The following is a 24419-nucleotide window of genomic DNA, read 5'->3' on the forward strand; positions in this document are numbered from 1 at the left end:
TTATAAAATTTGAACAAAGGTTAAATTAAGGCTTTTTTAACTTCAGTTTTAAACCTTTTTAAGATATTTCAGTCAAAAGATCACCAAATGGTGGTCTTTTTTCGTTTTTTAGCTTTCGCTAAAGAAAATTTATCACTTCAATTTAATCACACAAACCAAAATTAAACTTTATGACCAAACGATTTACGCATAAGCTCTTTTTAGTAGTCTTATCGGTTTCGGTTTCCAGTTGTGCGGTTTTTCAGCCTAATAAATCTTCGGCTGATGCCTCCAAAGAAGAAGCCTCAAAAAAGAATGGAGACTTTGAGCCTTACGCCAAGGTAATCACCAAAGACGCTAAAAGCGACGAGGGTTTATTCACCGTACACCGGGTAGAAGACAAATATTTCTACGAAATTCCAGATAGGCTTTTTAATCGTGAAATGCTTACGGTAACAAGAATTGCCAAAACTGCTACCGGAATTGGTTTTGGTGGCGGAAAACAAAATACCCAGGTTCACCGCTGGCAGAAAAAAGACGGGCACGTACTTTTACGAGTTGTTTCTCACGAAATCTACGCCGCAGATTCACTTCCTGTCCATGAAGCCGTGGTAAATTCTAATTTTGAACCTGTTTTACAGCGTTTCCCTATAAAAACTGTAGGAAAAGATTCCGTTAGTAAAACTACAGTGATTGAAGTAACCGATCTTTATACAAAAGATGTTCAGGCGCTTGGTTTAAGAGATGGTGCAAGAAAACAATACAAAGTTTCCCGTTTAGACGATAGCCGTTCTTATATAGATACTATCCGCAGCTATCCTGAAAATATTGAAGTTAGACACGTAAAAACATATAATGCAGGTGAACCGCCTTCTAATGAAAGTACCGGGTCTATTTCTTTAGAATTCAGTAATTCTATGATCTTACTTCCAAAAGAGCCAATGAAACGCCGTTATTTCGATCAGCGTGTAGGTTGGTTTGCCCGCGGGCAAACAGATTACGGGCTTGATGCTCAGAAGAGTAAAGAAGTAAAATTTCTTGATCGCTGGAGACTTGAAGTTAAGGAAGAAGACAAAGAAAAATTTGAAAACGGCGAATTGGTAGAACCAAAAGAGCCTATTGTTTACTATGTAGATCGTGCCACTCCAGATCAGTGGATACCATATATCAAACAAGGTATTGAAGACTGGCAGGTTGCTTTTGAGGCCGCTGGGTTTAAAAATGCAATTATCGCTAAAGATCCGCCAAGTAAAGAAGAGGATCCAGACTGGAGCCCCGAAGATGTACGCTATTCGGTAGTGCGCTACCTGGCTTCTCCAATTCCAAACGCAAATGGGCCTCACGTTAGTGACCCACGTTCGGGAGAGATCCTAGAATCAGATATTAACTGGTATCACAATGTAATGACCTTGCTTAGAAACTGGTTCTTTGTACAAACTGCAGCTATAAACGAAGACGCTCGTAGCGTTGAGTTTGAAGATGAAGTTATGGGTCGTTTAATTCGATTTGTTTCCTCTCACGAAGTTGGACATACTTTAGGACTTCCGCATAATATGGGAAGTAGTGTTGCTTACGCTGTAGAAGATCTTCGTGATCCTGAATTTACTGCTGAATATGGAACTGCACCATCTATTATGGATTACGCACGTTTCAACTATATCGCACAGCCTGAAGACGGTGATGTAGCGCTAATGCCTGACATTGGGCCTTACGATAAGTACGCAATTGAATGGGGATACCGACCAATTTTGGATAAATCTGCTGAAGAAGAAAAAGAAATTCTTGACGAGTGGATTCTTGAAAAAGCTGATGATCCTTTATATCGCTTCGGAAGCCAGCAAAGTGGCGGAGTGATAGACCCAAGTTCTCAAACTGAAGATCTTGGTGACGATGCAGTTTTGGCCAGTGAATATGGTATTAAAAACCTGAAGCGTATAATGCCAAACTTAATTGAGTGGACTGCCGAAGACGGTAAAAACTACGATGATCTTGATGATTTATACGGACAGGTTTTAAGTCAGTTTAACCGTTATATGGGACATGTAACTGCAAATATTGGTGGTGTTTACGAATACTACAAAACTTACGACCAGGAAGGTGCTGTTTATTCTCATGTAGATGCTGAACGCCAAAAAGAGGCGATGAATTTTTTGCACGAACAATTATTTGAAACTCCGGAATGGATGATAGACCAGGAGATCTTCAATAAAATTGAATTTGACGGGCAGGTAGAACGCATTAGAAATATGCAGGAACGCAGTCTTAATAATCTACTGGATTTTGGAAGAATGGCGCGTTTAATGGAAAATGAAGAAATAAACGGTGAAGAAGCTTACGCTTTAATAGATATGATGACTGATGTTAGAACCGGAATTTGGAGCGAACTTTCTTCGGGACAAAATATAGACCGGTACCGCAGAAACCTTCAGCGGGCTTATATTGAGCGTATGGAACATTTAATGACTGAAGAGCAGAGCGAAATTCCTTCAAGATACAGAAGCTGGATTAGCCGAAGCAATATAGATGTTGCCCAAAGTGATATTCGTCCTGTGGTAAGAGGAGAGCTTAAAACGCTTCAAAATCAAATTAGAAGAGCAGCCAACCGGGGAGACCGTTTAACAAGATACCACCTCCAGGATGCTTTAGAAAGAATAGATTTAATTTTAAATCCTATAAAATAACCTCAACGTTTTTTGGATTTATTAGTTTGGAAAGCCACCGTCCCTACGCGGTGGTTTTTTTATCCTTTAGATTAAACCTTTTTTAAATTACAAAGTCTTATTATAAAAGCCCCACTTAAATTGCTATGAAAAAGATTTTTTTGATTGAAATTTCAAAAAATCAAAAGTGACTTTTTAGATTAGTTAGTTAGTTTAGTTTGTTTTGAATTGAGAGCAGCATCGGTAAAAATCGAAAATCTAAATTTTATCCTACCCATATAAAATTTACCTCCGTACTGCTCTCTTTTTTATTTAAATAAAAAACTTAGCAATAAGTCCGCCCGCAAGCCACAGGTAACATACAAAGGCAATATATTTTAAGCTCGTTTCTAACAACTGACTTTTAGGTGCCATTTCTTTCATATGCATCACATCCTTTCGCTTAAAAAATCCAAGATAAATTAGCACCCCTGAAATTGCTAAAAAGAGCATATTCAGCCAAAAAGTATAATCTATTTTAAAATGTTCGGCATCGGTTATTTTTACTGATGTTGGATCTGGTAATAAGTTAAATAGATTAAACCCATAATGCAGTAATAAAGAAGTACCAATTAGCGCGGTAAAAAGAAGAAAAAGTATAAATAAGGACATTTTCCAGCCATAATATTTCGCATTAATTCTTAAAACCGGGAAGACTACCAAATCGCTAAAAATAAAAGCCATTACCCCGGCAAAACTCACTCCTTTTCCGAAGAGAAGCGCGGCCAAAGGAATGTTTCCCATTGAACCTATAAAGGTTAAAAAAGCTGCTATAGGCCCTACAATTATATGCTCAAGAATGGTAAAAAAACCAAAATCTATATTTCCATCACCGGTGTTTATAAATAAGGTTTGAAAAAAAGAATCTGGAACAAATGCAGCTACCACTCCGGCAATTGTAAAACCAAGTGTCACATCCTTCCAAACCATCTTCCATTCCATCGCATATTGCTTGGAAACTTTAGCCCAACTGGTTTCCGACTTTATTTTTTTCTTCCAGGATTTTTCTGAATCTTCATCATCTTCATCTTTTTCGTCCAACCGCTCACGCGCTTTTTTAATTAATTTCTTCGGATTGATAAGTCTGATAAGTATCCAGCTGATTAGGATAAGCAATATTCCACCAACATATTCTCCTACTACAAACTGCCAACCTAAAAAGATAGCGATTAGAATTCCCAGTTCTATTACAAGGTTGGTAGAAGCCAGTAAAAAAGCAATGGAAGAAGAAAAACTGGCTCCTTTTTTAAACAAACTTTTTGTTGAAGCCAAAGCAGAAAAACTACAGGAACTGCTAACGAAACCAAAGAAAGTTCCAAGTAAAATACTTTTAGATTCGTCTTTTCCCATAGTTCTTTCCATACGTGTTTCGGTCACAAAAATCTGGATACAACTACTTATTACATAACCTAAAATAAAGGCCCATAAAGCCATCCAGAAAAAACCGGCGCTGGTATACGCCGCTTCTCCCCATTTGCTTAAAAAGTCCTGCATTTCTATTAGTTTTTGGTTGGTTAGTATTCTAATCTAATTTCGCACTTTTTAATCTTAAAGCATTTGCAATTACTGAAACTGAACTAAAGCTCATTGCCAAAGCAGCGATCATTGGTGAAAGTAAAAGTCCGAAAACGGGATATAAAACCCCTGCCGCAATTGGTACTCCCAGCGTATTATAGATCAAAGCAAAAAACAGATTTTGTTTAATATTTTTCATCACCTTTTTACTTAGCATCTTGGCCTTTTTCACTGCTTTTAGATCCCCTTTAACCAGGGTGATTTCGGCACTTTCTATCGCAACATCGGTTCCGGTTCCCATTGCGATCCCAATATCGGCTTGTGCCAGGGCAGGCGCATCGTTTATTCCATCTCCGGCCATCGCTACTTTTTTACCTTCCTTTTGAAGTTTTTTTACTTCATTTTGTTTGTCTTCCGGAAGCATTCCGGCTTTAAATCCTGTTAATCCAAGTTCTTCAGCAACCGATTTCGCAGTTTTCTCATTATCTCCGGTAAACATATAAACCTCAACCCCATCATCCATTAAAGATTTTAAGGCTTCCCTGCTCGTTTTTTTAATGGGATCAGTAATTGTGAAATATCCAGCTACTTTTCCATCTACCGAAACATAGGAAACGGTTTTACCTTTTTCCTGTTCTGCAGTTACTCTTCTAGTGATTTCAGAAGGAATTTCAACATTTTCTGCCTGCATCAGTTTATCATTTCCAATGGCTATTTTTTTATTATTTACCATCCCTGTCACCCCTTTTCCCGTAACAGAATTAAAATCTGAAGTTTCAGTAAATTTCTGTTCCTTTTCATTTGCAAAATCCACTGTGGCTTTTGCCAGGGGGTGCTCACTTTGAGAATTCACAGAAGCAATAAGTTTTATAATTTCATCTTTATTTTCTTCAGAAATCACTTCAACTTTTTCCACTTTGGGCTTGCCTTCGGTAATGGTGCCCGTTTTATCGATAATCAAAGTATCAACATCATCCATTTGCTCTAAAGCACGTGCATTTTTGATTAGGACCCCGTTTTGAGCACCTTTTCCCACTCCCACCATAACCGACATTGGTGTGGCCAGGCCAAGGGCACATGGACAGGCGATAATTAAAACTGCAATCGCATTTACAAGCGCATATACATATTGCGGCTCAGGACCGTACACAGCCCAAACTATATAAGTGATCACTGCAATTAGTACTACAACGGGCACGAAATAAGCTGAAATCCTATCGGCTAATTTCTGAATAGGCGCCTGAGACCGGCTGGCATCATTTACCATTTTTATAATCTGAGAAAGCAGGGTTTCCTCCCCTACCTTTTCGGCTTTCATAGTAAAGCTTCGGTTGCCGTTAATTGTTCCCGAACTCACTTTGTCTCCTTCAGCCTTATCAACCGGAATAGGTTCTCCGGTAATCATGGATTCATCAATACTGGAATTTCCGTTTTCAATAATTCCGTCTACCGGAATTTTATCTCCGGGTTTCACCCTTAGAATATCTCCTTTTTCAATTTCATCTATAGAAACTTCTTTTTCTTTACCGTCAACTACCTTTATCGCTTTGTTTGGAGCAAGTTTTAGTAGCTCCTTAATAGCTGAATTTGTTTTACTATGGGCTCTTGCTTCTAAAACCTGGCCAAGCAAAACAAGAGTAAGAATTACCGTTGCGGCTTCAAAATAAACGTGCACGGTCCCCATTTCGGTCTTAAATTGCGGCGGAAAGAAATCGGGAAATAATAATCCAAAAACGCTAAAAAGCCACGCCACCCCGGCCCCAATGCCAATAAGGGTAAACATATTTAGGTTCCAGGTTTTTATAGATCGCCAGGCGCGTTCAAAAAACATCCAGGTAGCGTAAAATACTACGGGAATTGATAATCCAAGCTGCACCCAGTTCCAGTATTCCATATCTAAAATATCGTACAGGGGATTGCCCGGAATCATCTCAGACATCGCGATAATAAAAATAGGTAGGGTAAATGCAACCGCGATCTTAAACTTTTTTAGCAGTTTTTTATATGATTTACTTTCTGAGGATTCTTCGGGTTGCTTAGGAACCAGGTCCATCCCACATTTTGGGCAGGAACCGGGACCATCCTGCACAACTTCCGGGTGCATTGGGCAGGTATATTTTGTGGCTTGAGGCTTGAGGCTGGCCTCTTCAACAAGATCCATCCCGCAAACCGGGCAATCGCCAGGTTCATCGTAAGTTTTCTCGCCTTCACAATGCATGGGGCAATAATAAACTCCGGTTCCCTGTCCTGATTTAGAAGATTTTTTATTTTTAGATTCTACTTTTTTTCCTGGTTCGTGAATTTCATAGTTTCCACCATCTTCTTTTAATGCTTTTTGCAATTTCTCTAATGAAACATTTTTTTCAGCAACAATTTTAGCTTCCTGTTGTTCGAGATTTACTTCGGCAGTTTTTACTCCTTCAACTTTACTCAGAGTTTTTTCTAGGTGAGATCTGCAGCCCTTACAGGTCATTCCACTCACGGGATATGTTTGTACGATTTCGTTTTTTGGATGAATTTGATAGTTGCTATCTTCCAGTGCTTTTTGAAATTCTTCAATTTCAATATGTTTTTGCATTTCGATTTCGGCAGAAGCTTTTTGAAGATCTACCCGGGCATCTGTAACCCCTTCCACATTTTTTAAAGTATTTTCAACGTGGGCCCTGCAACCCATACAGGTCATTCCAGAAATTTGATAGGTATGTTTCATAGATTTTATTGAAGAAAAAAAGGCTGTTTGAATTTTGAATAATCATCATCCTGAACTCGTTTCAGGGTCTAGTTTTTTTAACCTATATGCTAAAACAAGTTCAGCATGGTATCGAAACCAGACTCAAACAGCCTTTAAAATTTAAATTTTATGCCAAATATGCTTCACAAGCTTTTGCACACTCACGGCAGGCTTTAGCGCAATCCTCACAGTGTTGGTGATCGTGTTTACCACATTCGTCGGCGCAGGCATTGCAAATTTCAATACAGTATTTTACGAGTCCCTCTACATTTTTATAGCCGGTAACCAGCACCTGGTTAAGTGTACTACAAACTTCTGCACAAACCCTGTCGGTTCTAATGCAGTCTTTCATCATTTTCACATTGTCTTCATCAAGACAGGCATCAGCACAATAATTACAGTGGTTAATGCAATTTCCTAATGTGCTTAATAATTTCTCATTTCTCATAATATTGGTTTTTAATGGTTTAACCCAAAGTTAAGGACTATAAACCGCAATGAGTTTTAAAATTATGGTAAGAAGTTATAAGAAAATTGAAAAGTTAAAAAAGGGAAAGACGTAAATTTACTATTATTAAATAGTTCTTTTCGGTAGGTTATAAAATCTATAAAACAAAAAGGAACCTAGTTACTTCCCATTCGAGAATTCGGGGCAAAAAACTGATTATAACTTATCCAGAGATTTTCGTTCCTGGTGATGGAGCTTGTATTGGGATGGATTTAGACCGGTTTCTTTTTTAAAGAAAGTTGAAAGATACGCCGCACTCCCAAAACCCATTTTATCGGCAATTTCAGAAATATTTAATTCATCATATTCCAGCAATTCTTTAATACGCTCTGCCTTAATTTTATTCTGAAAACTTTGAATGCTCTGCCCGTCAACTTTACTGAAGATACTTGTGAGATGACTGTAATCGTAATGCAGTTCTTCACTCAAGACTTCAGAAAGTTTTTTATTCTTAAAATCTTTTCGTTCGTAAACCCACTCAATAATTATGGATTTAATATCGGTTACAATTCTGTCATGGCGTTCAGCCACTATTTCAAATCCGTTGGCCTTAAGCGCTTCTTCAAAAAGCTGAAATTGAGCTAAAGAAAGTTCTTTTTCAAATTCTATCCTGCCCAAACTTATATGAACATACCTAAGCTTTTGTTGCTGCAAAGTATTTTCTACACTCATAAGGCAACGATCGCAAACCATGTTCTTTATATGCAGGATGTTATTATTCATTGTTTATTAAACTTACTTACGCATTTGTATTAAGAGATTAAAATAATGATTTTGAGTCACACCAGACCTTTTACTGATAGATGGATAAGACCCCAAATTAAATAAACTGAAATAAAAAATTAGTGATTGCAAAATTACGAAGAATAAAACTTCCCGCTATGGGTTTAAAATCCACTATAAGAATTGAGAATTAAATATAACCAGAATTTTCATTTTTAATAATTATGAGAAAAAAGTTATTTAAACAATTTCAAAAAATTTTAAAACCGAAAATTTTAAGCAATCCATTGCGTAGACTGGGCTTAGCGGCACTACCCCCTTAATTTAAAAGTGTTTACAGCATTTTCTCTTTCAAAAAAGCCGCAAATAATTTAGCAGGTAAAGAAAAAATTCAGTTATTTTATGTGTTAATAAAAACAAAAAATTATGTGGGGATTTATTGCATTACTTTTCTTTAACCTACAAGGGGGGATGGAAGTCACCAAAACTTCCCCTTCTACTACAGAAGATAAAATTGAAGTAATTACTCCCAAAGAAAACCTGGGAGAAAATAATCTTGCTTATAAATGGGGGAAATTGGCTTTAGTTGCCACCGCCAAAGACACAGATAGATTTAAACCAAGACCAACGATAAGTTCGCGTTTCCTGGGGCTTATTTTTACCGCAGTTTTTGATGCCTGGTCCAGGTATGATGAAAAAGCAGTTCCCGTTTATATGCATGACATAGAACGTCGGCCGCTTGATGAACAAAATTTAAGCAATAAGCAAATTGCCATAAGCTACGCGGCTTTTAGAGCAATGAACGAATACTATTTTACCGATGAAGCGATTTTTCGGGAATTCATGGTGGAACTGGGATTAGACCCAGATGATACTTCTTTAGATTCTACCACCCCTGTTGGAATAGGTAACCTTGCAGCAAAAGCCGTAATTGAAGCTAGGTATAATGACGGTGCTAATCAATATGGGGAAGAAGAAGGTTCTAATGGTGAAGCTTATTATGATTATATGGGTTATGAACCCGTTAATTCAGCTGATGAGAATATAGACCTGAACAGGTGGCAATCTAAATATTTCTCTGATGGCAAAGGCGGGCAATTCGCACCAGAATGTTTAACGCCTTACTGGCACAAAGTTGAACCGATTGGATTACAATCCTCAGATCAGTTCAGGCCGGGGCCGCCTCCTATGGTAGGTTCAACTCAATTAGAAGAAGAAGTAGAAGAAGTAGTACAATTACAGGCAAATCTAACCGATAAGCAAAGGGCCCTGGTAGAATTTATGCGAGATGGGCCTCAGTCTGTGCAACAGGCGGGCCATTGGTTAAAGTTTGCCCAGGAAATTTCGGTTAGAGATCAACACAACCTGGATAAAGATGTAAAAATGTATTTCTATAACCAGATTACCGCAATGGATGCATTTATTGCGTGCTGGGATAGTAAAATGTATTACGATTACGCAAGGCCCTATGCCTTAGTTCACGAATTTTTCAAAGACGAAGAGATTTACGGTTGGGGTGGCCCGGAGAAAGGAATGATAAAAATGAAAGGGCAGGACTGGAGACCATATTCTCCTTCAACTTTCTTATGCCCGCCTTTTCCAGGTTACGTATCGGGTCACAGTGCCATTAGCGGTGCCTGCGGTGAAGCTTTAAAACTTTTTACCGGAAGTGACGAATTTGGATCTGAAGTTAAACTAATTCCCGGTATCCTCACAGAACCTGACCGCCTGGGTGAAGAAGTTACTATAGAATTCCCTACTTTTTCGGAAGCTGCAGAAATGGCCGGTTTATCTCGTGTTTTAGGAGGTTACCATATCCAGGCAGATAATATTGCTGGTCTGGAGTTGGGAAGGCAAGTTGCCAGGGAAAATTGGATTTTCTTTAAAAAGCATCTCGGAGAACCTGTGATAAGTGACCACAACAGCCTTTCAAATAATTAAATTAATTTCTGGAATTTCAATTAATAGTCGTACCAGATAAAATTTAACAATAGCCTTCAAAATAATTATCCCAAAATGAAAATACTCTTTAAGTCATTTTTTCTGATTCTTTTTTCTTTGATTATTTCCTGTAAAGATTCCGACCCGGAAAAGGAATTAGCGAAAAAGGAATCAACTGAAAATACTAAAATTTTCAGTACTGTTTCTGCTGCAAGATCTGGTATAGATTTCAGCAACGACCTTACCGAAAACGATTCCTTAAATTACTTCACCTACTCCTATATTTATATGGGTGGCGGGGTATCTACCGGAGACATTAATAATGATGGTCTTCCAGATGTATATTTTACAGGAAACCAGGTTCCCAATAAACTTTATTTGAATAAAGGAAATATGGAATTTGAAGATATTACAGAATCTGCTGGTGTCGCGGGAGATGAGAGATGGTACACTGGAGTAACCATGGCCGATGTAAATGCAGATGGTTTTCTGGATATCTATCTCTCTGTAGGAGGGAAATTTCAGCCTAAAAACAATCAGCTATTTATAAATAATGGAGACGGAACATTTAGTGAGAAAGCTAAAGAATATAGCTTAGACGATCCCGGCAATAGTGTACAGGCCACGTTTTTTGATTACGATAAGGATGGAGACCTGGATGTTTATATCGCCAATTATCCTCCAACCCGGTTTGATGCACCAAATTTTGTGTATGAATATCAAATGAAAAGTGTAACCGATCTGCAAACCGATCACCTAATGCGCAATGACGGTGGGAAATTTACCGATGTCACTAACGAAGCCGGGGTTAGAAGTTTCGGATTAACGCTCTCTGCTACCGTAGGAGACTTAAATAACGATGGCTGGCCAGATCTTTATATTTCTAATGATTTTAGCTCGCCAGATTTTATGTATATAAACAACGGGGAAGGTAGTTTTAGAGAAGTTGTAAAAGATGCTACTTCCCATACTTCATTCTACGGAATGGGTGTAGATATTGCAGATTATAATAATGATGGCCTTCTAGATATTTATCAGGTAGATATGTCTGCCAAAGATAATAGACGAAAAAAAGCAAATATGGCCAGTATGAACCCAGATTTATTCTGGAGCACCGTGGAAGCCGGTTTTCATTATCAATATATGCAAAATGTGCTGCAAACTAATACCGGGGTTTTTAATAATGACACGCCGTTTTTTGCAGATCAATCCCGTATTGCCGGGGCAGCTTCTACAGATTGGAGTTGGGGTCCGCTTTTCGCCGATTTTGATAATGATGGTCACAAAGATCTTTTTGTAACCAATGGGACGAGAAGAGAAATCAACAATAATGATTATTTCAATGAGCTTAAAGACAAGTCATTGAGTAAAGAAGATCGCCTTGAGAAAAGTTTAAATATCCCTTCAGAAAAAATAGACAATTTTATTTTTGAAAATAACGGCGACCTTACCTTTAATATAGCGAATGAGAAATGGGGAATTAAATATGAAGGATTTTCCAACGGGGTAGTATATGTAGATCTTGATAATGACGGTGACCTGGAAATTATCACCAATAATATTGACGATAAAGCTTCTGTTTTTGAAAATCAGAGTTCTAAAAACAATAATTACGTACAAATAAAACTGGAAGGGCCAGAAAAAAATAAATTCGGTATAGGCAGCCGTGCTTATATTACCGCCAATGATTCTGAACAGATGCAGGAACTCACATTATCCCGCGGATTTCAATCTTCTGTGGCTCCTCAACTGCATTTCGGGCTTGCACAGGCAGATCTTATTGATGAAATTAGAATTGAATGGCCAGATGGTAAAGTTGAAATAAAGGAGAATGTTGAAGCAAATCAATTTTTAAGTTTCAACTATAAAAATGCTTCAGAAATAAAAACTCCTAAGGAACTAAAGCCTGAAACCTTATTTACCACAATTACAGATTCAACTTCATTCCCTGCTCACAAACATATAGAAAACGAGTACGACGATTTTAAAGATGAAGTACTCTTACCTCACCGCACCTCTACCTTTGGCCCAAGTATAGCGGTTGGAGATTTAAATGGTGATGGCAAAGAAGACTTTATTGTAGGAGGAGCAGCCACCTATGAGGCCGGATTATACTATTGGACTGAGAACGGCTTTGAAAAGCAAAACAGTTCGGCCTTTGAAAAAGATAAAGCTTACGAAGACCTGGATGCCTTAATTTTTGATGCCAACGGAAATGGCCATAACGATATTTATGTAGTTAGCGGAGGCAATGAGTTTGATCCAGATTCTGAGATGCTTCAGGACAGGTTATATATTAATGATGGAAAAGGAAATTTCACCAGAGACTTAAACGCTCTCCCAAAAATGCACGACAGCGGTTCTAAAGTATACAAAGCCGATTTTGATAAAGACGGAAAGGAAGAATTATTGGTATTGGGAAGATTAGTACCGGGTAATTATCCAAGCCCTGCTAACAGTTATATTTTGAAGAATAATAGTAAAAATGGTAAAGTATCGTTTAAAGATATCACACAATCGGTTGCTCCTTTTCTCACTTCTTTAGGTATGGCAACCAGTGCAGAAATTGTTGATATTGACAATGACGGCTGGCAGGATATTATTATAGTTGGAGAATGGATGCCTATTAAAATCTTCCGGAATAATAAAACAGCATTTAAAGATGTCTCTAAGAAAATGGGAATAACCGATGACACTGCCGGCTGGTGGTGGAGTATTAAAAAAGGTGATTTTGATAATGATGGAGACCAGGACTTTGTCTTAGGAAATTTAGGTGAAAATTATAAATACACCGCTAGTGAAGATGAAACCTTTGACATCTATTTTAAGGATTTTGATGATAATAATCACAGTGATATTGTACTGAGTTATTACAACAAAGGTGAAAAATTCCCATTGAGAGGAAGAGAATGTTCCTCGCAACAGATTCCGGGTATAAAAGAGAAGTTCCCAGATTACGAATCTTTTTCAACAGCAACACTTGAGGAAGTATATTCAGAAAAAGAATTGGAGAATTCCCTACACTACCAGGTAAAATCTTTTTCCAGTATCTATTTAGAAAATGCAGAAGGGAAATTTAAAATTCATAAACTCCCAAATGTGGCCCAAATATCCTCAATAAATCAAATTCTCGTAAAGGATTATAACAATGACGGGCATTTAGACGCTTTAATTGCGGGGAACTTATTCTGGTCTGAAGTAGAAACAACAAGAAGCGATGCCGGGTATGGAATGTTTCTTAGAGGAGATGGAACGGGAAATTTTGAAGGTGTTGTACCTGCTGAAAGTGGTTTCTTTTTGCCTGGAGATGTTAAAGATATGACAACTATTCAGGTTGAAGGCCGTGAAATTATTATTGCAGCAAAAAACAACAATCCTGTTCAATATATTCACCTAAAGAACCAAAACCGTTAGTGATATGACAATTACTCTTCTATATATTACACAATCAATGAATTTATGGAAAAAAAATACGAAAATTTGAGATTTTTTTTAGAAAACCGATTGCGTAAATTTATTTTTTGTTACTTTTAAACCGAATTAATAAACTAACTAACAAATAATTATGAAAAACAATTACTTGAAAAGGGGGCTTTTCATTGTAACATTTCTTTGTTTTGGCTTCATGACAGCCCAGCAAACCGTTACGGGAACAGTAAGTGACGAATCCGGTCCTATACCAGGAGTGAACGTCATAGAGCGAGGAACCTCCAACGGTACAACTACAGATTTTGATGGAAATTATAGCATAGAAGTAGGCGAAGACGCAGTTCTCGTTTTCAGCTATATAAGCTATCAAACCCAGGAAATTGCCGTTAACGATCAAAATGTAATAGATGTAAATTTAGTAGCCGGGTCAGAATCCCTGGACGATGTTATTGTGGTAGGGTATGGTACTCAAAGCCGTGCTGAAGTTACAGGAGCAATTTCCTCTATTGACACAGAAGAGATTAATAGTCTTCCGGTATCTACCGCAGAGCAGGCCTTACAGGGTAGAGCTTCTGGTGTTACCGTAATTAACTCAGGTTCTCCCGGGAACTCACCTGCAGTTAGGATTAGAGGTTTGGCCTCACCTAACAATAACGACCCTTTATATGTTATAGATGGTGTTATCGCGGGCGGTTTGGGTAGCTTAAACCCCAATGATATTGAGAACATACAGGTTCTTAAAGATGCATCTACTACAGCTGTTTACGGTTCTAGAGGGGCAAATGGGGTTGTACTTGTTACCACCAAATCTGGAACAGCTTCACAAAAAGCTCAGTTAAGTCTTGATACTTATACCGGGGTTCAATTTAATAGTAATCGTTACGATTTATTAAATAGAGATCAATACATACAATATGCAAGAGAGGTAACAGATACTGATCCAGAGCGCATTACAAACCCTGAGTATGCAGACTTTATTGACAACAATACCGACTGGCAGGACGAAATTTTTAGAACTGGAGTTATGAAAAGTATCAACCTTGGACTTTCCGGGGGGAATGAAAACAGTAATTATAGATTTTCAGGAGGATATCTTAACCAGGAAGGTGCGGTTGTAGAAACAGAATTTGAACGTTTTAACTTTAGATCCAATAGTAACTTCAATTTTGGGAGACTTAGTTTTGGCCAAACATTAAATGTGGCTTTCACTTTACAAAATCCTGAAAGAGAAGACGGAGGTAGATCAATAATAGAACACGCAATAAAGTCTGCGCCTTATTTAAGCGTTTACAACCCTGACAACAGGGGTGGCTTCCAGGGACCAAACTCTGCGCTCGATGGTCAGGATGCGGCGAACCCGGTTAGAGTTCAAACCATTGGAAGTGCTGAGAATAAAGGACTTACTATTTTAGGAAGCCTTTTTGCTGAGTATGAAATAATTGACGGCCTTACTTTTAAGAGCCAGGCAGGTATAGATTATTATAAGTACAACAACAATAATTTTATTCCTTCTTATAACGACGATAGTAATGGTGGAACCCACCAATTTGATTTTGCTCAAATCACTAAAAACAGTGGTACAAATCAATCACTTACGCTAACCAATAGCTTAAACTACAAGTTTGAGGTTGCAGATTTACACAACTTTGAAATTTTAGTTTTAGCTGAAGATCAAACAATCGATAGTGAAAGTTTGAATGCTAGCAGCCAGAATCCTATTACAGATGATGTGGAAGAACTATCTCTGAATCAAGCCGGATTAGAATCAGCTTCTTCAGAATACAGAAGATTTGGATATTTAGGACGACTAAATTATAATTTTGATCAAAAATATCTTTTATCTGGATCTTATCGTAGAGACGCATCCAGCCGTTTTGGTGCCAACAACCGTTGGGGTACTTTCTGGTCTGTTTCGGCAGGTTGGAACGTAGCCAAGGAAAGCTTTATGCAAGATACAGACTTTAATAATTTCAAAATTAGAGGTAGCTGGGGTACAACCGGTAACGACCAGATTGGTAATTATCGTTACGCTTCTACACTGGTTACAAGTTTTATTTACCCAATTGGAGGCGCAGCCTTACAGGGTACTACTGCAGAAGGACTTCCTAATCAAAACCTTAAATGGGAGGAAGTTACTATGAAAAACATAGGTTTAGATTTAGGTATGTTTAATAATGCATTAACCCTATCCCTTGAATATTATAGTAACCAGAGTGATGATCTTCTTTATGAATTACCACTTCCACTTAGTTTAGGTTATAATGTACCAACCATCGCTTCTAATGTTGGGTCTGTAGAAACAACCGGTTTCGAGGCCGATCTTGGATATAACGATTACGAAGGTGAGTTTACCTGGTCTGCCAATTTAAACCTGGGAACAAGTAGAAATGAAGTTCTTTCTATAGGTAGCCTGGATCAGGTTCAGGGAGGATTTTTTGAAAATGAATACCTTACCAGAATTGCACCGGGAGAACCATTATTTCATTTCTATGGTTTAAAAACTGATGGTATTTACCAAAATCAGGCAGAAGTTGATGAGGTTTTCACAGCTAATCCAGATCAAACAACCGTGCAACCTGGAGATATTCGCTTTGTAGATATTAACGGAGACGGGGATATAACCGCCGCAGATAAAACAGTAATCGGGAATCCATATCCAACTCTTACTATGGGACTTAATTTAAGTGCTCAGTATAAGAGTTTTGACATTTCTCTGTTTATTCAAGGCGCGTATGGTCACGAAGTTTATAATACAAACCTATATGACCTTCAAGGAATGCCAAGATTATTTAATAGTGGTGTTGCTGTGTTAAATAGATGGACTGGAGAAGGAACTTCTAACACAATACCACGTGCATTAGGAGCTCCACAAAACCTAAATGCTTCAGATCGTTTTATAGAAGATGGTTCTTATACCAGGCTTAAGAATCTAAATATTGGATATACCTTTGATGAAGATATATTTGGTGAATCTCTTGCCAATCTAAGAATATACATAAGTGGACAAAACCTGATTACCCTAACCGATTATTCCGGACTTGATCCAGAAATTGGAGTTGATAACGTGTTGCAACAGGGTACCGGGGCTATAGGTATAGATAGAGGTTTATATCCTCAGCCTACTTCATTAACTTTTGGTCTACAACTAGGATTTTAAAAAAATATAATTATGAAAAAAATAAGAATAATATTAATGGTCTTTGTCACATTGTTCGTAGTAAACGGCTGTGAAGAAGAAGATTTTGAACTAACAAACCCTAGTGGTCTCTCTCCAGAAACCTATTTTAGGACAGAAGCCCAGGTGCAATCGGCAGTGAATGCTGTATATGCTAACACGCAGACAATAGGATTATACACCAGAACTATGTTTTTCGCGATGGATATTATGTCTCGTGAAGCGCTGGGTAATCCACAGTTAGAGGCAGATAAGCGAGTTTATCAGGACTGGTCTTTTGACGCCAGCCACCCTCCAATTGCCTGGTACTGGGATTCTTGCTTTAGAGGAATTAATAAAGCAAATTTTGTGATTGATAATGCAGATAGAATTAATGAAATTCCATCTTCCTTATTAAGTGATGAGAAAAAGGCAAGATTTATTGGTGAAGCCAAATATATGAGAGCTTTTTACTATTTCTTATTGGTAACCCGCTTTGGTGATGTTCCATTAATTACAGAAGTTCCTGAAGATGGATCTGGTTTTCCACGTACTCCTGCAGACCAGGTTTACGACCAGATAATAGCAGATTTAAATGATGCCAGCCAGTCTTTATGGGATAAAGGACGTACTGAAAATGGTAGAGCCACCCAAGGTGCTGCTTTTGCCCTTTTAGGAAAAACACACCTATACCTGGAAGAATATGAAGAAGCATTAGCTGCTTTTGATAATATTTACGGAGAATATTCTCTTGAAGAAGATTACTTTGCAAACTTCAGAGAAGAAGAAGAATTTGGACCTGAATCAATTTTTGAGATTCAGTATGACGATGATATGGGTAATTCTGCCGTATGGAACTCTAACGCAGCCGGTGAAGATGCAAATGAAGTTACCTTTCGTGGCCAGGAATATGGTTTCAACGATTGGTTTAATGTATACCCTAATCCAGTTCTTGTTGATGAATACGAAGACGGTGATATTAGACGTGATGAAACTTTCTATTTCCCTGGCGATACCTTTGCAGGTGGAGAAATTGAAGAATTACCACTTGAAAGAAATGCTGCCTGGAGAAAGTATCAGAATTATTACAAAGATGTGAATGAAGATCAGGCTTCCGGGATAAACATGAAAGTTATTCGATATGCTGATGTCCTTTTAATGATGGCTGAAGCTGAGAATGCAATGGGTGCTGGTGATAAATCACAAGCAATTGATTATATTAATGAAGTAAGGGAAAGGGCAGAGTTAGCGCCTCTTTCTGACGATCTTTCTCAAGATGAAGTTTTTGATGCCATAGTACACGAAAGAATGGTAGAATTAGCCGGTGAACAAGTACGTTTCCCAGATCTTGTAAGATGGGGACTTGCTGCCGATTACCTTTCTGAATTTGGTTTCCAGGCAGGCAAACACGAAATCTGGCCTATTCCTAATGATGAAATATCAGCAAATGAGGGTATAAGTGCGGAAGATCAGAATCCAGGATACTAATAAGTATTCAGGCATTAAACTTAAAGTCCTTTCATTAATTTGAAAGGGCTTTTTTTATCTTCAAATTCTTCAGAAAAATATAAAAACGGAAACTATCTGGGAGCAAATACACAAGGCATTTAAATTATGCGTAGGACAAGTCTCGGGGCATTGGATTCTCTATTATCGAGTAATTACAATTAAGCTGAGAAATAATTTTTTGGAAGTAAATAAAAGTTTTCAGCATTGGAAAAGCACTATATAAATTGAAATAAGCTAATTACAAGCAGTTCCCCCAACAGGATTTTCTTCGGCATCTAAAGATCTTTAGACAGGTAATAAATCATTATTTAAACCCTTAAATCGAAAAATACTGAGCTGTGGTTATAAAAAAATCTGGCCTTGGTGCCAGATTTTTTTATTTCAATAATGATGCTTTCTGAAAATCATTTGCAAAACATTAAACTTATCGTCTTGAGGTCAATTATACATTATTAATTAAGTAAATCACGTACAGCATTCACGAGATAAATATAAGAGGCGCCAACACTTACCACGTACTCATTTTCTCCCCATAGAAAGGGCCAATCTTCTTTGTTTTCAGGAAAATCTGGCTTTAAAATAAGTACTCCGGGCACTACCCCACCGGCAATAAATGAAAAATCTGCCCGGTTCATTCCATAAGCTACTTTCTTAGATTTAGTTCCCACTCCCGAAACAAAGGAAATATCTGAATCAGGATGCGTTCCGTAGAGATAATTAAGACCTTTAAAAACTTCTTCCTTCTCAATAAGATCCGGAAACGCCTTATGGAGATGGTAATTATTAATAGCATAGGCTACAATTTGACCATTGCCGGCCCAACCCCCTCTACCAATTGGCACTCCATAAGGATTCTCTTCACTGTGCGCAGCGATCTCATCTCTATAGGCTTCTACCCTGCTTTTAAGTTTCTGTTTAAAATCCTCATCCATAAAAGGCAAGATTTTTATCACCCGACCTGCATGTAGGTTAAAGTTTTTATCTATGATTGGCCACATCTCTTTAATTCGCGTGGCATACATTTCATCTTTAGTAGAAAGTAATAATTCTACCGCTGCTTTTAACTCTTCATCTTCTAAAGTGCCGCCGGTAGTATTTCCGTGATGAAAAAGATCTGGCTCTTTGGAATGTTCTTCTTTCCAAACATTTATAGCGGTGTTTATACATTCCTCTGCTAATTCATCATTATAACCTTTTAACACCCGACTGGCAGCAGCTAATGCCGCAATAGAACCATAATTTAAAGGCGTACTTTTGCTCGTAAAGGCCCACCTGTCATCAAACTTTCCACTTCTATAACCATCAGATTCCAGGGGCTCCATTTCTTTATCATATATCAGGTTATCTGTCATGGTTAATCCGTCTCCTAAATGGGTATACTGAGAAATATCGGGTACAATAATCCCGGGAATAGCTCTTCCAAGAGCACGATGCTGGGCTATTAACCCCAGGGTTCCGTGTTCTATTTGCTGAAGCATATCCGGTTTCCCATCTGGATTATGTAGATCTACATATTTGGAATCGTAATCTACCAAAGTCTGGTCTCGTTCCAGATTAAAATCTTCATAAGCATGAGCCAGGTTAGAAACTACATAATACTGGGTTTGAGTTCTTATATCATAATCCCCTGCATCGTACCAACCTCCAATATTAAGCCCCGGAATATGTTCTCCGGGTTCATAATCGGTATCTGTCGTGGGACCTTGGGCATAAAGATCAAAATGCTCATGATTAACAGGCGCCTGTAAAGCATCATCCAGGTGGGAAGCACCGTGCCAAACCCTATACGCTTCGTTTACCAGCATATGATCCATCTGCACCGGAAAAAAAACATCGTTTGTAGGGTGCCAGGCCTTTTCATATACATCTTCATTAATTTTAAAAGGAGCCGTAGTTTCTTCTTTATATGAAATCACATATAAGCCTTCTTCTTTTACATCAGAAAAATCGAAATATAAATACTCATACCTTGTATATTGTCCCCAATTAGATAAGGCAGCTGTATGTTTTTCTACCTTTTCTCCTATTTCATTTAACTTATAAAGTGTGGCCTGGGCAGCAGGGGAGTCATTTTTATCGAGCTCAATAACTGCCACTTTTTCCTGAGTAGGATGATATCCAACCTGAGAATGCCCAATAACCGGCTTACGCGTCCAGCCGGGGGTAGAATTAACATCTAAACGCCACTGTAAAACTTTACCTGTTTCACCTTCGGGAAGTAAACTTCTAACCACAAACCAGCCGTTTTGCGCCTTATCTCTTCCATCGTGAAGCATTAAATTCGCTTCATCTGATACAATTGTAATTTTTCGTTCAGGGTCTCCCGGAGCAACTACTAGGGTTTTCCCTTCAGCAAACGGTTTTGGCGCTGTGTAGCCTGTTGTATCTTTATCCATACTACTATGAGGATACAACGGGAAATTCCCTCCTTCACCGTCCATATAATATGTTTTCTCAGAATAGGCCGAGGGTATAAACTCTAGGTTAAACCCGGCTCTTCCCTTTAATTCCTCCGGAACCGGCTCTTCTAAGTGTACACTTAAAATCACTTTATCTCCATCTCGTTCGGCCCGAATCATATATTCAAAATCGTGGTCGGGATATTTTTCATAAGTATCTATGCGGATTTTCTCTCTATCCACTTCCCTTCTAACAAAGGTAGGAATCGCGTCCCATTGCTCCGGGGTAGCGTGTAGCCTTACATCACCGTTAGTGACTGTTCTCACTCCGTGATGAATAACTTCTATACCACTAATTTTTGAATCACTAAACAGACCATCATACCAATTACTAAAAACCAGAATATTTACTCCTGGCTTTTCAAAATATTCTTCTTCATTAAGTGTCAGCTGTGAACTCTGACCAAATAGACTGCCTACCATTAAAAATGTACTCATATAAATCGCCTTAACGAGAAGTTTCTGGCAGAGATTATTATGAGCTAAATAAGGTGCTCTTGTAATATTCTTCATAATATTTATCGGTTTTATAAGCTTTATGGGTTAATCGGAAATACCTCTAGCACTATTCCTAATAAAATCAATCGGTTGCGTAAATCAGTTAAAAAATCCAGCAAAAAGTTTCAACTATATTTAACTCAAAAGTTTCATGGGTAATTTCTTATTTCTTCTGATAATAGAATACTGAAAAAAGTATTATTTCTTAAAAATATACCTTTCTCTTCAGCAAAGCAAAAAATCTTAAAACTGAATTTAGATACTTTGCATCAAGAATGAAAAACCACACTCTCTCAATACAAATTTTTACTAAAAATAGTTTCAAAAGGCTTTCGATTGCGAAAAACGATCAAACTATATTCAGGGTATTACAGCTTTCTATTACCAAAAACCTTCAGATTCATTTATTTGTCCCAAAGCTTCTCCGGCTGTAGTTACCGGAAATTTACATACATGATCTTTACAAACATAAATAGTTGTTTGCCCTTCTATAAATTTGCCTTTTAATAATTCTAAATTGCCTTCTTCCTCCCCACCCATTAAAATAACATTGGGAAGGTAATCATCATTAAGTTCTTTCTTTACGCTATTGTGATTCTCTCCTACTATCGCTACTTCAAATGGAGGTTTTACCAGGAGCGCTTCTACTATAGCCCAGTTTGCATAAAAATCCGGGTATTCCTTTAAATCCTTTTGTACGTTTAATAACATTTGTTCAGCTAGATCTTTGTTCTCGTTATCGTAAAAATAATGTCCCAGAATCAAAAGATTTTTTGCCATCTCTGAATTAGAGGAAGGAATAACATTATCCAGAATTTCCTTTTGCCGCGTGATTAGACCGGAATGATTATCATGGGTGTAGAAGAACATCCCGGAAGTAGAATCGAAGAAATGTTCTTTCGTATAATTTGCAAGATCTTGCGCTTGAAACAACCATTTTTCATCAAATGTAGCCTGGTAAAGATCGATAAATGCAGAAATTACAAAGGCATAATCATCTAAAAAGCCGGGAATACTCGTTTTTCCGTTCTTATAATTTCTGGTTACAGCCCCATTTTCAGCAATAACATTTTCATTTAAAAAACTTGCGTTTTTAAGCGCAGCTTCTAAAAATCGTTTTTCGTCAAAAGCCTTATAGGCATTCAGGTAAGCTTTTATCATTAACGCGTTCCAGGAAGTAAGCACTTTATCATCCAGGGCAGGTAATGTTCTCTTTTGCCTTTCTTTCAGCAATTTATTTTTCCCTTCAGAAAGTATTTCTTTCAATTCTTTGCGTGAGAGTGAATTTTCATCGGCAAAGGCTTTATCAGATTTTTCCCTATGCAGGATGTTTTTTCCATCTTCCCAATTACCTTCTTCTTCTACATTATAATACTCTTTAAAAAGGGAGGAATTTCCACCTAAATGAGTATCAATTTCATCGGCGGTCCAGACGTAAAACTTTCCTTCTTCTCCATCGGTATCTGCATCGAGTGAAGAATAAAACGCTCCATTTTCAGCGGTAAGTTCTTGTCCTACAAATTCCAGACTTTCGTAAACTACTTCTTTATAAAGCGGCTTCCGGGTTTTTTGCCAGGCCTGGGAATAAAGCTCAATAAGTTGTGCATTATCATAGAGCATTTTTTCAAAGTGAGGTGCAAACCAATCTTCATCTGTAGAATACCTGGCAAAACCTCCGCCAAGCTGATCGTAAACTCCTCCATAAGCCATATTTTCAAGGGTAATATCTACGGCTTCCAAAGCACTGGGGTCGTTGGTTAAATAGTTATAGTGAAGAAGAAATTTCCATAAAACCGGCACCGGAAACTTTTGCGTTTCTACTTTCCCCCCTTTTTCAAAATCTATTTTAGATTTTAATTGAGCGTACAAAGTTTCAAGTTCATCTAAAGAAAAAGCTTTCTCTTTATCAACAATTGACATGTGTTCCAAAGATTGAATACCATCAGTTATTTTCTCGGCTTGTTCTACAATGGCGTTTGGATCATCTTTATTTAGTTTTACAAAGTGCTTAAGAATTTTAAGCCAGTCTTCCTTAGGATAATATGTTCCTGCATAAAAAGGCTTTCCATCTGGCAATGCCAAAACATTTAAAGGCCAACCTCCACTGCCAGTCATTAGCTGCGCAGCATTCATATATAAATTATCTACATCTGGACGCTCTTCCCGGTCTACTTTTACCGAAATAAAATTTTCGTTCATAAGTTCGGCCACTTCGGGGTCTTCAAAACTTTCCTCTTCCATCACATGGCACCAGTGGCAGGCGGCATATCCAATACTAATAACCAGTAGTTTATTTTCTTCCTTAGCTTTATTTAATGTTTCCTCGCTCCAGGGATACCAATTGACAGGATTATGGGCGTGCTGTAATAAATACGGACTGCTCTCATTCACGAGCATATTGGTAAACTCGTGTTCTGCGGGCTCTTTATCTAATTGATTTTCACTCGAGGAATTATTCTTAGATTCATCTACACAGGATATGGTGAGAAAAAAAGTCAGTAATATTCCGGTAACGGAAGACAATTTCATATTCTTATTATTAATCTTTGTAAGATAACTTGCTAATTGAACTTTTCAAATAAAACCCGCGTTTTTTCGAAAAACTACGTATAAAAAAGCCTACCAACGTTGAGTAGGCAGGCTCTATTTGTTATTTAGTATATCTTAATTTAGAGTAGCTTCTACCCTACCGCATTTCAGCATTTTATCGCCATAATACGGATTAAAAATATCTTTTGAATTAGAATACCAATAATCACCTTTTCCTTCAAAAGCCATGGGGCAGTATTGCTTATAAATCTCGCCCGATTCTAAAGCATCCTGCAACACAGGCTCCATAGCTGCAGTAAGTTTAGAAAAATCTTCCCGTTGTGTATTTACATCCTCACTTTCCGCTATTTGCGTTGCCGCAGAAGCTATTTCTTCGTTTTCACCAGCTTTTTCAGCAAGTTCTGCAGCTTTATCACTGGCAGTTTCAGCATCGGTATTCACAAAAGCATCCTTAATTTCTACGTACAAATTATAGACTTCTGCAGTATTTTCATCCTTAAATTCGGCCTCCAATGATTCGCCTTCATAAGTTTCCATTGTAGCCTGGTCTTCAGATTGGTGCATTTCATTTTGCATAGGCTCTGCCGGTTCGTCCTTTTTTTCTTCGGCATCGCGGCAAGAGGTCATTGATATTGCTCCTGCTATCAGGCTAAGCATCATTAAGTTTCTTAGATTTTTTTTCATCGTTTCTGTTTTTAATTTTATTTGTATTTATTCTTGTTTA

12 protein-coding genes are annotated in these 24419 nt (G+C 37.8%); 5 read left to right on the forward strand and 7 right to left on the reverse strand.

Annotated features, from left to right (window positions below):
- Window positions 1-170 precede the first annotated feature (170 nt).
- The gene (locus tag B5X53_RS17300) at window positions 171-2660 is read left to right on the forward strand and encodes a zinc-dependent metalloprotease (protein ID WP_079714480.1); all 2490 of its coding nucleotides are present in this window, start codon (window positions 171-173) and stop codon (window positions 2658-2660) included.
- 291 nt (window positions 2661-2951) lie between these two features.
- On the opposite strand, the gene B5X53_RS17305 is transcribed toward B5X53_RS17300, so the two are convergent.
- From B5X53_RS17305 to B5X53_RS17320, 4 genes are all read right to left on the reverse strand, one after another.
- Window positions 2952-4172: a permease gene (locus tag B5X53_RS17305; RefSeq protein ID WP_079714481.1), complete on the reverse strand. Its 1221-nt coding sequence runs from the start codon at window positions 4170-4172 to the stop codon at window positions 2952-2954.
- A 28-nt stretch (window positions 4173-4200) separates the two neighbouring features.
- Complete coding sequence (locus B5X53_RS17310; protein ID WP_079714482.1) at window positions 4201-6903, reverse strand: heavy metal translocating P-type ATPase; 2703 nt, start codon at window positions 6901-6903, stop codon at window positions 4201-4203.
- A gap of 148 nt (window positions 6904-7051) precedes the next feature.
- Window positions 7052-7372, reverse strand: coding sequence for a four-helix bundle copper-binding protein (locus tag B5X53_RS17315; RefSeq protein ID WP_079714483.1), 321 nt, complete (start codon window positions 7370-7372; stop codon window positions 7052-7054).
- Window positions 7373-7588: 216 nt separating this feature from the next.
- On the reverse strand, window positions 7589-8155 hold the full coding sequence (locus tag B5X53_RS17320) for a helix-turn-helix transcriptional regulator (RefSeq protein WP_079714484.1): 567 nt from the start codon (window positions 8153-8155) through the stop codon (window positions 7589-7591).
- A gap of 426 nt (window positions 8156-8581) precedes the next feature.
- Between B5X53_RS17320 and B5X53_RS17325 the strand changes: the two genes are divergently transcribed.
- The 4 genes from B5X53_RS17325 (at window position 8582) to B5X53_RS17340 (ending at window position 18167) form a co-directional block, all read left to right on the forward strand.
- Complete coding sequence (locus tag B5X53_RS17325) at window positions 8582-10096, forward strand: vanadium-dependent haloperoxidase (RefSeq protein ID WP_232764096.1); 1515 nt, start codon at window positions 8582-8584, stop codon at window positions 10094-10096.
- Between the two features lie 75 nt (window positions 10097-10171).
- On the forward strand, window positions 10172-13510 hold the full coding sequence (locus tag B5X53_RS17330) for a CRTAC1 family protein (RefSeq protein ID WP_079714485.1): 3339 nt from the start codon (window positions 10172-10174) through the stop codon (window positions 13508-13510).
- Between the two features lie 151 nt (window positions 13511-13661).
- On the forward strand, window positions 13662-16682 hold the full coding sequence (locus B5X53_RS17335; protein WP_079714486.1) for a SusC/RagA family TonB-linked outer membrane protein: 3021 nt from the start codon (window positions 13662-13664) through the stop codon (window positions 16680-16682).
- A gap of 12 nt (window positions 16683-16694) precedes the next feature.
- Window positions 16695-18167, forward strand: a complete 1473-nt coding sequence (locus tag B5X53_RS17340) for a RagB/SusD family nutrient uptake outer membrane protein (protein WP_079714487.1) — start codon at window positions 16695-16697, stop codon at window positions 18165-18167.
- A gap of 473 nt (window positions 18168-18640) precedes the next feature.
- Here B5X53_RS17340 and B5X53_RS17345 read toward each other — a convergent pair whose 3' ends face one another.
- The 3 genes from B5X53_RS17345 to B5X53_RS17355 all read right to left on the reverse strand — a co-directional run bounded on the left by B5X53_RS17345 (window position 18641) and on the right by B5X53_RS17355 (window position 24379).
- A complete protein-coding gene (locus B5X53_RS17345) occupies window positions 18641-21160 on the reverse strand; it encodes a glycoside hydrolase family 9 protein (protein ID WP_079714488.1) in 2520 nt (839 codons plus the stop codon).
- Between the two features lie 366 nt (window positions 21161-21526).
- Window positions 21527-23674, reverse strand: a complete 2148-nt coding sequence (locus B5X53_RS17350) for a thioredoxin domain-containing protein (protein ID WP_079714489.1) — start codon at window positions 23672-23674, stop codon at window positions 21527-21529.
- Between the two features lie 135 nt (window positions 23675-23809).
- Window positions 23810-24379 carry a DUF3347 domain-containing protein gene (locus B5X53_RS17355; RefSeq protein ID WP_079714490.1) on the reverse strand — a complete coding sequence of 190 codons (570 nt, stop codon included), beginning with the start codon at window positions 24377-24379 and terminating at the stop codon, window positions 23810-23812.
- Window positions 24380-24419 lie beyond the last annotated feature (40 nt).

The organism is Salegentibacter salinarum, assembly GCF_900168115.1.
Classification (GTDB): domain Bacteria; phylum Bacteroidota; class Bacteroidia; order Flavobacteriales; family Flavobacteriaceae; genus Salegentibacter; species Salegentibacter salinarum.